The following is a 12,964-nucleotide window of genomic DNA, read 5'->3' as shown; positions in this document are numbered from 1 at the left end:
TAAAATAATAGAGCAGGATTTAAGTGAATCATTAATAAAAACTTATACTCGTTATTAGTTAAGTTCTATATGACAAATATGCATATTAATATAATAAAACAAGCAATAGTTGGGATAACTAAATCTTTATAATGAATATATATATTTTTAAAAGTGTAATAGTACACGTCGATCTGAGCTGGTGTTGTCAATGTCCATAAATGAGGAAAGACTTACTCATCTTAAACAGCTTGAAGCTGAGAGTATTCACATTATCCGTGAAGTGGCTGCCGAATTTGAAAATCCGGTCATGTTGTATTCCATTGGTAAAGATTCTGCAGTGATGCTGCATCTTGCTTTAAAAGCATTCTATCCCGCAAAACTCCCATTCCCGCTACTGCATGTAGACACGGGCTGGAAGTTCAAAGATATGATCAAATTCCGCGACAATATGGCTAAAACCCATGGTTTCGATTTGATCGTGCATCAAAACAAAGAAGGTAAAGACGCAGGGATCAACCCGTTTGATCACGGTAGTTCTAAATATACCGACATCATGAAAACCCAGGGCTTAAAACAGGCTTTGAATAAATACAAGTTCGATGCTGCTTTTGGTGGCGCACGCCGTGATGAAGAAAAATCACGTGCTAAAGAACGTGTCTATTCTTTCCGTGATACGAAGCACCGCTGGGATCCGAAAAACCAGCGTCCTGAGCTTTGGAATCTTTACAACGGTAAAGTGAACAAAGGCGAAAGTATTCGTGTGTTCCCGTTATCAAACTGGACTGAGCTTGATATCTGGCAATACATCTATTTGGAAAGTATTCCATTAGTACCACTTTATTTGGCTGCAGAACGTCCTGTGGTTGAACGTAGCGGTACGCTGATTATGGTTGATGATGAACGTATGCCTTTATTCGAGGGCGAAGTTCCACAAATGAAATCGGTACGTTTCCGTACTTTAGGTTGTTACCCATTAACGGGTGCGGTTGAATCAACTGCCAACACCTTGCCGGAAATTATCCAGGAAATGCTTTTAGCCACCAGCTCTGAACGTCAAGGTCGTATGATTGACCATGATGAAGCAGGCTCGATGGAGAAGAAGAAGCAGGAAGGCTACTTCTAAGAATCTAGAATCTCTCCCGACCTCTCTTTAATAAAGAGAGGAGAAAAGTCCCTCTTTCATAAAGAGGGATTTAGGGAGATTAAAAGAGATTCAAAACAACCGATTTCTAAAGAATGTGTGGAGTTTGAGCGATGTCTCATCAATCAGAATTGATTAGCCAAGATATCTTGGCGTATTTAAAACAGCACGAAAATAAAGACTTATTGCGTTTCTTGACTTGCGGTAACGTGGATGATGGTAAATCGACTTTAATTGGTCGTTTGCTTTACGATTCAAAATTGATCTATGAAGATCAATTGCAAGCCGTAACCCGCGACTCTAAAAAAGTGGGTACCACAGGCGATGCACCTGACTTGGCATTACTTGTAGATGGTCTGCAAGCTGAACGTGAGCAGGGCATTACCATTGATGTGGCGTATCGTTATTTCTCTACAGAAAAACGTAAGTTCATCATTGCCGATACTCCGGGACATGAGCAATACACGCGTAACATGGCTACAGGTGCATCTACCTGTGACCTTGCGATCATCTTGATTGATGCGCGTTATGGTGTTCAAACACAAACTCGTCGTCATACTTATATTGCAAGCCTGCTTGGTATTAAGAACATTATTGTTGCAATCAACAAAATGGACTTGGTTGAATTCTCTGAAGCGCGCTTCAATGAAATTCAAGCCGACTATGCAAACTTCGTGAGCCAATTGGGCGACCGTAAGCCAAGCAACATCATCTTTACACCTATTTCAGCATTGAATGGCGATAACGTGGTGAACAAGTCTGAAAATACACCGTGGTATACCGGTCAAACTTTAATGGGTTCACTAGAATCTGTTGAAATTAACCGTGATACCGCGAAACGTGATTTCCGCTTCCCTGTGCAGTATGTAAACCGTCCTAACCTCGACTTCCGTGGTTTTGCGGGTACGATTGCGCTTGGTGAAATCAGCGTAGGTGATAAAATTGTAGCTTTACCATCGGGTAAGTCTTCAACAGTTAAAGAAATCGTAACCTTTGATGGCAACCTTGAACATGCATTTGCAGGTCAAGCGGTAACATTGACGTTAAACGATGAAATTGACGTTTCACGCGGTAATATGTTGATTCGTGCGGATCAGGGTATTCCTGCCATTTCACGTTCTGTAAAAGCGACCGTGGTATGGATGGCGGATCAACCGCTTGTGCTTGGCAAATTGTATAACATCAAAATTGGTACGCAAACGGTTCCTGCCAAAGTGACTGGCATCAACTTCCGTACCAATGTGAACACGCTTGAGCAAATGCAAGTGGATCACCTTGAGCTGAATGCGATTGCCAATGTTACTGTTGAATTCGATGCGCCAGTGGTATTTGATCGTTATCAAGACAGCCGTTATACAGGTTCGTTTATCTTCATTGATCGTTTGAACAACGTAACGATTGGTGCGGGTATGGTGGAAGACACTGTTGAATGGTCTGCACATAGCAATCCTGTAACAGCGGAAGACCGTGCGGCACGTTTAGGTCAAAAACCTGCGTCTATCACCGTGTCGAACAAAGCATTGGAAAATGCTCAAGCGCTTGAAAACTTGTTGCTTCAACAAGGTATCGTAGCGATTGCGAAAGCTGACCTTGATGCTGCTCAAGTTGCACTTCTTCGTGAAACAGGTATTGCAGTCATTACTACTGTTGCGGAAGGTACAGATGTAAGCTTCACGCAAGAGTCGGTTGAAGAATTGGCTGAGAAGATTGTGGAATTGGTTCGTCTATAAGACTGCGCTGATTTTAAAAAAACCCGCTGAAAAGCGGGTTTTTTATTTTAAACAATATTAATTTGAATTTTTGGGTCATCCAAGTTGGATAAAATGGACTTATAAATATTGTAATTTTCTTGATCGTAGCAGACAAAATAAACCTGCTCGATATGTTCAAAGCTAGGTAGGCTTGAGAGCACCGTACCAATTGCGATTTCAGCTGCTTTCAGTTTCGGATAGTTATAGACACCCGTTGAGATATTAGGAAATGAAATGCTTTTTGCTTTGATTTCATTGGCTTTGACTAAACTATTGAGATAAGCATTACAAAGTTCTTCGGCTTCATTTTTTGAGCCTCCTAGCCAGCGAGGCCCAACTGTATGAATCAAATATTTGGCAGACAGATTTCCCGCCATAGTAACTACAGCTTGGCCATTTGGAAGACTACCACCAATATTATAATGGATACGTCGGCACTCATTTTGCATTTCAATACCGGCTTTCTTTTGAATAATATAATCTAGACCACCGCCACCAAGCAGGGATTTATTAGCTGAATTTACAATTACATCGACTGTAAACTCAGTAATATCTGTATTAATGAGAGTAACGGATTTCATCATTGGATGGAGTTTGATTTACATAGTTGGTTAATAGTGAAATGGCTTAGTTCTAAAATTTGTTCAGTCACAATATCAATATCAAGTGATGCATATTTCCAAGTAAATCTTTTGTATTCGATATTTTTTGCAAAAAACCAAGTTGATTCTTCACTATTATTGAATAACTCTGATTTTTTAAAAGTTGAAATAAGATTTTGGTGGTTTTTTGGATGTTGAATACAAAAATGAACTTTGCATGGTAAACCTGATTTATCTTGTTCTACTTCAAGAGTAGGGCAAATCCAATCATCAATTTTGTAGTTTCCAAACCAATATTCTGGATTATTATTGTATTTTCCTGGATCGGATCTGCGTTTAAATTGAGATTGTAAATTATCTTCTAATTTTTGAAAAATATGATTTTGCAAATCTTGAAATACTTGATTGTGCAGTTGAAGTAAATGAGCTATTTCGTTGCTATTATTTTTGATGAAAGAAAAATTTTCTAAATTCATTGAATCCTCGTAGTAATTTTCTAAGTGCAGAATAAACTCGCGTGCAAACAAAAACCATTTATTATAAGGATTTTCAAAAGATTTTTTTGCTAAATTAAACTTAAAATTCTTTGTTAAATCTTGATATGAAATCCCGGTCCATTGATTAAAATCACTTAAACCATCTAAGCAAAGAACTACTGGAACAATTGTTTTACTATTTTTTGCTCGATCCTTTGCATACTCAAGATAGCTGTCTATAGGGTTGTTTTGATGATGATGAATTTTACATTCGATGATAAATAGATGGTCTTCAGTTTCAATGAGTAAATCAATACGTTTTAAATCATGTGTGCTGATCTCTGTTTCGATTTTCAAAGGTGAGTTGTAATTGTTTAAATCAATATTATGTTTTAGCTTGAGGCTTTGAATAAAACTTTCGAAAAAAAGATCACCTAGACCATGTTGATTATTGGGATTTAAAAAGAAAGCTAATAGTTCGGTTGTAGGGTTTTCATAGTGTTTTCTAGCAGCAGTATCAAAGAAAGTTAGTTCTCTTTCTGTAGGTTTGTATTGTCTGGATTTTTCTAAAAGTTCTTTCAATGCATCAAGTGAGTATTGATCTGCCATGTAGTAGCTAGCCATAAGTCTATAATATTATATGAAAGATATTCTTTTATTTTAATTTTAAATGCAAGGAATAGGTTAAGACTGAAATAGAAATAAAAATTTAAATTAAAAATATGATAAGAAATCTCTAGAAAGAGCTAATTGTGTAACTCTCTTAGTTAAATTGTGCAACTTAAAAACTCAACAGGGTATTTTTCAGGGTAATGAACCCTATTAAGACATAAGTCAGACGTGGCTTTAAACCTATCCTTATCTATGTTCAAATACATAAAACTTGAAAAGTATTGAATAGATCAGGAAAAAATTATGTCACAAGCCAACATGCAGCAAGTCATCATTACAGAACCGGGCGGGGTGGATAAACTTGCCTATGAAACTGTTGCTGTACCCACCGCAAAAGCAGACGAAGTATTAGTTAAAGTCCATGCTTTTGGTATTAACCGCCCAGACATCTTGCAACGCCAAGGCTTGTACCCAATGCCTAAAGGAGTAACACCTGTACCGGGTTTGGAAGTTGCAGGTATTGTTGAATCTGTAGGTAGCGATGTCACCAAATTTAAAGTTGGCGATAAGGTTTGTGGCTTAACCAACGGCGGCGGTTATGCAGAATATTGCGTTGTACCTGAAAGCCAGACATTGACCATTCCTGAAGGCGTAAGCTTTACTCAAGCGGCAGCCATTCCTGAAACCTTCTTTACCGTGTGGGCTAACGTGTTCCAGATGGGTAAAGCCAAAGCAGGGGAAACGGTACTGGTTCATGGTGGTGCAAGCGGGATTGGTACGACGGCATTAATGTTGTGCAAATCACTTGGCATCAAAACTTTTGCAACTGTGGGTACTGATGAAAAAGTTGCGGCTATTTCAGATTTAACCACGGCCATTAACTACAAGACTCAAGACTTTGAACAGGTCATTAATGAACAAACCGACAATGGCGGTGTAGATGTCATTTTGGATATGGTCGGTGCGCCATATTTGGAACGTAATTTGAATTTATTGCGTCGTGATGGCCGTTTGGTCTATATCGCCTTCTTGGGTGGTGCAAAAGCCAAAGACGTGAAACTTGGTCAAATCATGATGAAACGCTTGACCATAACCGGCTCAACCATGCGTGCACGTAGCACCGCTGAAAAAGCGGAGATTGCACAGGGCTTGCAAGAAACTGTTGCACCATTATGGGCAAAAGATGAATGCCTGCCGATGATCTATAAAACATTTAAGTTTAACCAGATTCAGGAAGCGCATGCGGCTATGGATACAGGCGAACATGTAGGTAAAATTGTGGTGGAAATCATCTAACTATTCTTCTATTAAATAAGATGAGCCAACATGTGTTGGCTTTTCTTTTACATAAAAAAGATAAGTAATTCAAATTAATTAGTTGAAAAATAGTGAGGATATTTTAAAAAATGGTAAAAAGTGTCGAATGTTCGACACAACCTGTCAAAACCAAGGCGTACATTAGCGTTTAAATTTAATCTGACTAAATTGTTAGGTTTTAGTTGAAAATTCACGCAATAGAGGCAATGTATGATGAAAATAGTGTCAGCTCCATATACCCGTGCCCATAGCTTCCGTGCGTTAAAGCGCCTGCATAAAGCGATTATTCGTAATCAGGTGCTGAATTCCGATTTGCATAAACTTTATCAAGCCATGCTTCATTTAGAGCGTTATGTAGAACGCCTCAATCGTAAAAGTCATAAAAACCGTTCAGCACAACGTGTTAAAGCGTGATTTAAACTTTCTCTATTAGCCTTAAGTTGAAGTAAATATTTGAAATCTCATTTTTGTTAGGCTGTATAATTTTTTTATAATTTAAAAATTTTAAGCATTTTATGCACTGTGCTGAAAAGTACAAAGAGGGGATTTATGAAGGGTATTCCTTCAACACATGAGCGCCTTGCAGAGCGTTTGGCATGTATTTTAACTAAATTAAATGGAGGGTATCAGCTAAGCGTGCAGGAGCTGGCACGTGAGTTTCAGGTCAGTAACCGGACCATTGAACGCGATTTTGACCGGCTAAATTCCTATCTCCCTTTAATACAGGATGCAAAAACCAAAAAATTCTATCTGGAATCTTCTTATCTTGGGCGGTTCAAATTACAGGATATTAAAAATTTTGCGCAATTGTCAGGAATTAATGACCTTTATCCGTCATTGGATATCTCCTTTTTAAGAGAACTGTTTGATAACCGCGCCAATCTGGTCTTTTCTGCTAAAGGCTATAATTTTGAAGATGCGACGCAATATGCTGAACATTTTAAGGTGCTGACTGGAAGTATTCAAAAAAGACAGCAAATTGCTTTGCTTTACAGAGATCAGATACGAATAGTAAAACCATACCGGTTAATTCATCACATGGGCAACTGGTATTTGGCGGCTGTGCGCAAGCAGGAGCTGCGTGTTTACCGTCTGGGTCGTATTGAGAAAATTATCTGTAGCTATCGGCTTGCACAATTCAAACATGATCAGGCTGTTCTGCAGCAATTAAAAGATGAAGATGGCATTTGGTTTCAGCACGAAAAACAGGAAGTGATTTTATCTGTGCATCCCGATGCTGCGATTTATTTTAAGCAACGCAGAATTTTTCCGGAACAGGTAATTTTGGATGAATCGGAAAATGGGGGATTATTGATTAGCTGTCAGATACGGCATCAGAAAGAATTGAATCCACTGGTACGTTACTGGATTCCTCATCTGAAAATTGTTAAGCCTGAACATTTGCAGCAAGAGCTGGATAATAGCTTGCAAGGTTATTTGAAAGTAGGTCAGTAAAAAATAACTGAAAAATGAAATACAGAAAAGTCGGGAAGAAATTCCAGACATAAAAAAAACCAGCATTAAGCTGGGTTTTTTATTGCACCATTTTAAGAAGTATTAAAATGGTGCCCGAGGCCAGACTCGAACTGGCACGCTTTGTGGGCGGGGGATTTTAAATCCCCTGTGTCTACCGATTTCACCACTCGGGCATTTTACAAGATTGGAGGCGGAGGTCGGAATCGAACCGGCGTACACGGAGTTGCAGTCCGCTGCATGACCACTCTGCCACCCCGCCATCTCTTGGTGATGCACATATTAGCAATCTTTCAAAAAAAAACAATACTATAAATAGTGTATATGCGCATAAAATCGGCATATAGAATAAAATTGGCGAAATAATCATGTATTATTTGCAAAATTGATTCATATCAACACTTGGAGATGTGCCGTGGCATTAGTTTTAGATGGTCGTGCATTGGCGAAGCAAATTGAAGCAGACTTGTTAACTCGCGTTGAAGCATTAAAAGCGAAAACAAATCGTACCCCTATTCTTGCGACTATTTTGGTCGGTGACGATGGTGCATCTGCAACGTATGTACGTATGAAAGGCAATGCTTGCCGCCGTGTCGGTATGGATTCTTTAAAAGTTGAGCTACCTTCAGAAACCACAACTGAACAGTTACTTGCTGAAATTGAAAAATTAAATGCAAATCCAGATGTTCACGGTATTTTGTTGCAACATCCAGTGCCGGCACAAATTGATGAACGTGCTTGTTTCGATACAATCTCATTAGCAAAAGATGTGGATGGTGTCACTTGCCTTGGCTTTGGCCGTATGGCAATGGGCGAAGCAGCTTATGGTTCTGCGACTCCTGCAGGCATCATGACGATTCTTAAAGAAAACAACATTGAAATTGTAGGTAAACATGCGGTGGTTGTCGGTCGTTCTGCGATTTTGGGTAAACCAATGGCTGCAATGCTTCTTGAAGCCAATGCAACCGTAACGATTTGCCATTCACGTACGCAAAATTTAGCTGACTTTGTTAAGCAAGCGGACATTATCGTGGGTGCGGTAGGTAAAGCTGAATTGATCCAAAAAGACTGGATTAAGCCAGGTGCAGTGGTTGTAGACGCGGGTTTCCATCCACGTGATGGCGGCGGTGTAGGTGACATCCAACTTGCAGGTATTGAAGAAGTTGCTTCTGCGTATACGCCTGTTCCAGGTGGTGTAGGTCCAATGACCATTACAACGTTGATTCGTCAAACTGTTGAAGCTGCTGAAAAAGCTTTGGGTTAATGCTTTTGTTTCTTCTCCCTCTGGGAGAAGGTTAGGATGAGGGATTTAAAGTAAATTAAAACCTCTCCCTAACCCTCTCCTAAAAGGCATAGGTATCTACACATCTTTAGGTACCTAATGCAATTGTTGCGATTTCATTCAGTTCATCTATTGAATATTCTGAGAGCAGTTGAAGAGTGTTCAGTAAAATCGAAAGTCCTGCCAATATTGCAGGTGCACTTTCCAACTTACCTCTCTTCTGCTGTCGGCCTGAAAGACGGGCCAGAAATATACGAATTTTCTGATTTTGTTCATCTTCAGAACGCTGTATTCGCCAAGTCAGCACACACGCCATACTGCTGATCAGGAGCCGTCTTAAAATCGCTGCAGGTGTGGTCTGAAGCCATGATTCAACGTCATGGCCTGCCTGCTTGAGAAGCTTGAAATAGCACTCAATTGTCCAGCGCCAGTAATACCAGGTGGTTAGTTCTACCGCATCAATCTCTGAAGAAACATTGCTGATCAGCGACCATCTCGCGACTGTTTTACCTTGAGCATCTTTCACCACAGCAACAATTAATCTGGCTGCAACCGCCTTGCCTGGCTGGGGAGCAACCCGTTGGCCTGAATCATCTTTTCTCTTCGGTTTTGCTGCACGCGTTATCCGAATATCGGTTTCTCCAACATGCAGCATATGCCGGTTTCCTTTATAAGCAATCGGCTTAACCTGCTGAGTTACTACTTTTTCTGTGGCTTCTGCAACTTTGCAGGTTTCCCCTTGATGCTCAATCCGATGGCTTTCTTTAGCTCGGATCAACCATTTAAAACCATGGCTGCTGATTTCCCTCAAGTGGGCAATCGAGTCTCCTTCACGGTCAATGATATGGACTTTTGTTTTCTCAATCGGATACTGTTCAATCATTTTGATTTGTTCTGCGAGTGAGTCCAAATGGGACTTGCGCTCGCTGTATTGTTCACTGAATGTGGAATAACAGCCGGATGCATCTGTTATCGTCTGAGCTAATGGCGCAATCGGGAGCCCTGATGACGCATCGACAAGTAAACTGCTTTGCAATTCATAGCCTGAATTCGCCTGTGTTCTTTGAAGACGCTGAACCTTATGATTGTGCTTCACATACTGCAGTTGAGACCAGTCATGAACGATTAATGCATACTGATGCGATGATGTCTTGATCTGTTCGCATGCAAGAAGCTTAATCGGCTGGTTTAATTGACTAAAAGAGATTTTATCATTATTCAGGAATCGCCAAACTGCCTGTGTAGTTGAGAAACTCGACTTTTGGGTAGAGGCCAGGTCTTTGATTGCGGGAGCAAGTGAAGCAAGAGGAGTCATATTGAGTTTTACAAGGCTGTTATAGCGTTTGACAAGACGCTGATCCAGGCCAGAGATGTTAAATTGAAGAGCATGCTCTTCAATTTAACGCAAAGCTCGGAAATTGTGTAGATACCTATGCCTAAAAGGAGAGGGAACTTCTTGTCTAGACAAGTATTCATTTCTTAAATCTAAAACGAATAACAAATCTAATGAGCTGTACTTTTCAATTTCCTAAAGCGCCTGAGCATCTTCTTCAAGCTTTGCATGATGTGATTCCTGGTTGTGAGCTGCTGGTGCAGCAATTGCCTGAAACACCTATTTCACTTTGGCTGATTCCACCTGTATTTCCAACCGATCGTCTAGATGATGAAGTTATTCGTCGCATCTGGAACGATACACCGTACTGGATTTTCTGTTGGGCATCTGGGCTTGCGATGGCGCAGTGGTTGCTTGCAGAGCAGCATCAGGTCAAAGACAAGGTCGTCCTCGACTTTGGTGCAGGATCGGGTGTAGTCGCGATTGCAGCGAAAATGGCAGGGGCTAAACGTGTGATTTGTTGTGATATCGACAAAGTCAGTCTGGATGCCTGCCGTGCCAATGCTGAATTGAATGATGTGGAACTGGAATATCTGGATGACTTGTATAAAGCAGAACAAGTCGATGTGCTGTTAGCAGCGGACGTTTTATATGACCAATGCAATCGTTTTTTCCTGGATGAGTTTTTAAAATTTTCATCTGAGGTGTGGGTTGCAGACAGTCGAGTGAAAAATTTCAGTCATCCAAAATATCAAAAATTAGATGAACGAAGTGCCACGACTTGGCCAGACTTGGATGAATCTAAAGAATTTAGAAATGTGAGTTTTTATAAGACGCTGTAAACAACGTCTTTTTATTTACACGTCATTTAAAGCGATTAAGAACAAGTATAACGAACCACACTTAAGGTTGTTGGACGCGCTTCTAAAGCTTCACGGGTCGCCATATTTTCTCGGTTGTGTAAGTCAGGAGTATTACTTAAGCTCAGACTGGTGCGACTTTGACCCAGTTGACGGCCATATTGTGGTGTCTGTATTGCCGGGTTGGCAATTTCACTAATGCTTAAAATATCTACTTTGTATTGTTTATTTAAACCCAATACTTTTTGACAAGCGCGTTGTAATTTTGTCTCATCGACTGTCTGGTTTTTACGACCTGACAAAGTATAAGCCAAGGTTGCCGAGTTAGCTGACTGGCTTTCAATCTGATAGCCGACATTACCATTATATTGACGCGGTGTGCTTTGACACGCAGCGAGTCCAAGCGCCATAAAACCTAAGCCAAGCAATTTATAGGTATTGTTCATCTTCAAAAGTTCCAAGCCTTATTATTGTATTTAGTATGCCATAAGCCTGCTTTTTTAACGATGTGATCAAGGCGTATATTCAATAAAAAAGCTTTCCAATTGTGACAACTTGGAAAGCTTTTTTAGATGATTATTCAAATAATTACATTGGAATTAGTCGTCGGTAATCATGCTGTGTTTTTTGGTGTCTTTCATAAATACATAGGTAATGAGAGACAAGCCAATCATGAAAGTAATGTAGTAGAAGAAGTAGTTTTCATGTCCTGCATTTTTAAAGCTAAGCGCAACAAGTTCTGCTGTACCACCAAATAGGGTATTGGCAATGGCATAAGGTAAAGCGACCCCCAATGCACGAATATGTGCAGGGAACAGTTCCGCTTTTACTACCGCATTAATGGCAGTATAGCCAGTGACAATCACCATGCCACTCATACAAAGCATGAATGCAGTGGTTGGATTTGTTGTTGATCCCAAGCCATTAAAAATTGGAATGGTAAACAATACACCCAATACACCAAAGGCGATCATAACCGGTTTACGACCAATTTTATCGGATAACGCGCCCACCGCAGGTTGAAGCAACATGAAGATAAAGATGGCAGCAGTGGTGATTTCGGTTGCAGTAGTTTTCTCAAAGCCAGACGTATTGACCAGATATTTTTGCAAATATGTCGTAAATGTATTGAAAGCAAGCGTACCGCCGGCAGTCAGCATAATTACCGTAAAGGCTTGTTTTGGATATTTGGTAAATAAAGCCAGTGCACCTGATTTAGGTCCACCATTTTTTGCCTGTTCCTGAACTTCTTTAGAGGATTGAGTTTCAACCAGACCGCGACGAATCCAGAATACGACAATGGCCAGTAAGGCACCAATTGCGAAAGGAATACGCCATCCCCATTCAGACAGCTGACCTTCAGTAAGTGTGCGTTGTAAAACGATCAGCACACATAGCGCAAGCAACTGACCTGAAATTAAAGTCACATACTGGAAACTTGAGAAGAAACCACGATGTTTTTTACCCGCCATTTCAGTTAAATAGGTTGCACTAGAACCATATTCACCGCCTACACTGAGACCTTGCAATAAACGCGCAAACAATAATAGGGCAGGTGCAAGCATACCCACAGATGAATAGGTGGGCGCACAGGCAATAATCAGTGAGCCGACACACATTAGTGAAACTGAAAGGGTTAAACCTGCTTTACGGCCTTTGCGATCCGCATAAATACCCATAATCCATGCGCCAATCGGACGCATAAGGAAACCGAGTGCAAATACCGCTGCTGCTTGGAGCAGTTTGACAGTATCATCGCCTTCAGGGAAAAATTGGGAAGCAAAGTACAAGGTGAATGCGGCATAGACATACCAGTCATACCATTCAACTAAATTCCCTGCGGAGCCGCCAAGGATAGATTTGAAACGAGTTTTTCCGTCAAGTTGCGGAGCTGCAACCTGAGAAGATGAATCTGTCACAACAATTCTCCAAAAGAATGTTGGCAAAACACATCCTTTTAAATTCTTCAAAACGAAAAAAATTTAAAAACATATATTTTGTTGTGGGAGATAGAAATAAATTTTTACAGGTACCTTATACGCTCATGGTTTGGCTTCTTCATTCGACTTTAGTCTAGGTGTTGTTTTGATTTTGACCGTTTAGTACATCTAACTCATTATTTTTATTCAATACAA

General features: G+C 40.3%; 12 protein-coding genes and 2 tRNA genes. 7 read left to right on the top strand and 7 right to left on the bottom strand.

The window, feature by feature from the left end; translation table 11 throughout:
• Positions 1 to 196: 196 nt before the first annotated feature.
• Together cysD and cysN are read left to right on the top strand one after the other, a co-directional pair.
• Positions 197 to 1,105, top strand: coding sequence for a sulfate adenylyltransferase subunit CysD (gene cysD, locus E0H81_RS02890; RefSeq protein WP_171458564.1), 909 nt, complete (start codon positions 197 to 199; stop codon positions 1,103 to 1,105).
• A gap of 131 nt (positions 1,106 to 1,236) precedes the next feature.
• On the top strand, positions 1,237 to 2,853 hold the full coding sequence (cysN, locus tag E0H81_RS02885) for a sulfate adenylyltransferase subunit CysN (RefSeq protein WP_131316384.1): 1,617 nt from the start codon (positions 1,237 to 1,239) through the stop codon (positions 2,851 to 2,853).
• 47 nt (positions 2,854 to 2,900) lie between these two features.
• Here the strand turns inward: cysN and E0H81_RS02880 are convergent, their stop codons facing one another.
• Both E0H81_RS02880 and E0H81_RS02875 read right to left on the bottom strand, forming a co-directional pair.
• Positions 2,901 to 3,455: a macro domain-containing protein gene (locus tag E0H81_RS02880; protein WP_131316500.1), complete on the bottom strand. Its 555-nt coding sequence runs from the start codon at positions 3,453 to 3,455 to the stop codon at positions 2,901 to 2,903.
• Positions 3,455 to 4,561 (bottom strand): PD-(D/E)XK nuclease family protein, encoded by a 1,107-nt coding sequence (locus E0H81_RS02875; RefSeq protein WP_165492579.1) that lies wholly within the window; start codon positions 4,559 to 4,561, stop codon positions 3,455 to 3,457. The genes E0H81_RS02880 and E0H81_RS02875 overlap by 1 nt, the downstream gene beginning before the upstream one ends.
• Before the next feature lie 306 nt (positions 4,562 to 4,867).
• Between E0H81_RS02875 and E0H81_RS02870 the strand changes: the two genes are divergently transcribed.
• The 3 genes from E0H81_RS02870 to E0H81_RS02860 all read left to right on the top strand — a co-directional run bounded on the left by E0H81_RS02870 (position 4,868) and on the right by E0H81_RS02860 (position 7,336).
• Positions 4,868 to 5,860 (top strand): NAD(P)H-quinone oxidoreductase, encoded by a 993-nt coding sequence (locus E0H81_RS02870; RefSeq protein ID WP_131316380.1) that lies wholly within the window; start codon positions 4,868 to 4,870, stop codon positions 5,858 to 5,860.
• Between the two features lie 234 nt (positions 5,861 to 6,094).
• Complete coding sequence (locus E0H81_RS02865) at positions 6,095 to 6,295, top strand: hypothetical protein (protein WP_131267046.1); 201 nt, start codon at positions 6,095 to 6,097, stop codon at positions 6,293 to 6,295.
• A gap of 135 nt (positions 6,296 to 6,430) precedes the next feature.
• The gene (locus tag E0H81_RS02860; RefSeq protein WP_131316378.1) at positions 6,431 to 7,336 is read left to right on the top strand and encodes a helix-turn-helix transcriptional regulator; all 906 of its coding nucleotides are present in this window, start codon (positions 6,431 to 6,433) and stop codon (positions 7,334 to 7,336) included.
• 108 nt (positions 7,337 to 7,444) lie between these two features.
• On the opposite strand, the gene E0H81_RS02855 is transcribed toward E0H81_RS02860, so the two are convergent.
• Together E0H81_RS02855 and E0H81_RS02850 are read right to left on the bottom strand one after the other, a co-directional pair.
• A tRNA-Leu gene (locus tag E0H81_RS02855) sits at positions 7,445 to 7,530 on the bottom strand.
• A gap of 12 nt (positions 7,531 to 7,542) precedes the next feature.
• A tRNA-Cys gene (locus tag E0H81_RS02850) sits at positions 7,543 to 7,616 on the bottom strand.
• A 153-nt stretch (positions 7,617 to 7,769) separates the two neighbouring features.
• Between E0H81_RS02850 and folD the strand changes: the two genes are divergently transcribed.
• Positions 7,770 to 8,618 carry a bifunctional methylenetetrahydrofolate dehydrogenase/methenyltetrahydrofolate cyclohydrolase FolD gene (gene folD / locus E0H81_RS02845; protein ID WP_131316376.1) on the top strand — a complete coding sequence of 283 codons (849 nt, stop codon included), beginning with the start codon at positions 7,770 to 7,772 and terminating at the stop codon, positions 8,616 to 8,618.
• Positions 8,619 to 8,724: 106 nt separating this feature from the next.
• Here the strand turns inward: folD and E0H81_RS02840 are convergent, their stop codons facing one another.
• Positions 8,725 to 9,951, bottom strand: coding sequence for a transposase (locus E0H81_RS02840; protein ID WP_131269528.1), 1,227 nt, complete (start codon positions 9,949 to 9,951; stop codon positions 8,725 to 8,727).
• 191 nt (positions 9,952 to 10,142) lie between these two features.
• Between E0H81_RS02840 and E0H81_RS02835 the strand changes: the two genes are divergently transcribed.
• Complete coding sequence (locus E0H81_RS02835) at positions 10,143 to 10,811, top strand: class I SAM-dependent methyltransferase (RefSeq protein ID WP_131316374.1); 669 nt, start codon at positions 10,143 to 10,145, stop codon at positions 10,809 to 10,811.
• A 35-nt stretch (positions 10,812 to 10,846) separates the two neighbouring features.
• Here E0H81_RS02835 and E0H81_RS02830 read toward each other — a convergent pair whose 3' ends face one another.
• Together E0H81_RS02830 and E0H81_RS02825 are read right to left on the bottom strand one after the other, a co-directional pair.
• Positions 10,847 to 11,275 carry a hypothetical protein gene (locus E0H81_RS02830; protein WP_131266778.1) on the bottom strand — a complete coding sequence of 143 codons (429 nt, stop codon included), beginning with the start codon at positions 11,273 to 11,275 and terminating at the stop codon, positions 10,847 to 10,849.
• Positions 11,276 to 11,428: 153 nt separating this feature from the next.
• Positions 11,429 to 12,748 carry an MFS transporter gene (locus E0H81_RS02825; protein WP_131316372.1) on the bottom strand — a complete coding sequence of 440 codons (1,320 nt, stop codon included), beginning with the start codon at positions 12,746 to 12,748 and terminating at the stop codon, positions 11,429 to 11,431.
• Positions 12,749 to 12,964: the final 216 nt, after the last annotated feature.

It is taken from the genome of Acinetobacter terrestris, from assembly GCF_004331155.1.
GTDB classification, from domain to species: Bacteria; Pseudomonadota; Gammaproteobacteria; order Pseudomonadales; family Moraxellaceae; genus Acinetobacter; species Acinetobacter terrestris.
The sequence above is the reverse complement of the archived record's forward strand: the minus strand, read 5'-3'. Positions and strand labels throughout refer to the sequence as shown.

What these genes read in the sequence shown, in the direction of transcription:
- cysN (WP_131316384.1), top strand. Translation starts at nt 1,237, where the DNA reads ATGTCTCATCAATCAGAATTGATTAGCCAAGATATCTTGGCGTATTTA.
- E0H81_RS02880 (WP_131316500.1), bottom strand. Translation starts at nt 3,455, where the DNA reads ATGAAATCCGTTACTCTCATTAATACAGATATTACTGAGTTTACAGTC.
- E0H81_RS02875 (WP_165492579.1), bottom strand. Translation starts at nt 4,561, where the DNA reads ATGGCAGATCAATACTCACTTGATGCATTGAAAGAACTTTTAGAAAAA.
- E0H81_RS02870 (WP_131316380.1), top strand. Translation starts at nt 4,868, where the DNA reads ATGTCACAAGCCAACATGCAGCAAGTCATCATTACAGAACCGGGCGGG.
- E0H81_RS02865 (WP_131267046.1), top strand. Translation starts at nt 6,095, where the DNA reads ATGAAAATAGTGTCAGCTCCATATACCCGTGCCCATAGCTTCCGTGCG.
- E0H81_RS02860 (WP_131316378.1), top strand. Translation starts at nt 6,431, where the DNA reads ATGAAGGGTATTCCTTCAACACATGAGCGCCTTGCAGAGCGTTTGGCA.
- E0H81_RS02840 (WP_131269528.1), bottom strand. Translation starts at nt 9,951, where the DNA reads ATGACTCCTCTTGCTTCACTTGCTCCCGCAATCAAAGACCTGGCCTCT.
- E0H81_RS02835 (WP_131316374.1), top strand. Translation starts at nt 10,143, where the DNA reads ATGAGCTGTACTTTTCAATTTCCTAAAGCGCCTGAGCATCTTCTTCAA.
- E0H81_RS02830 (WP_131266778.1), bottom strand. Translation starts at nt 11,275, where the DNA reads ATGAACAATACCTATAAATTGCTTGGCTTAGGTTTTATGGCGCTTGGA.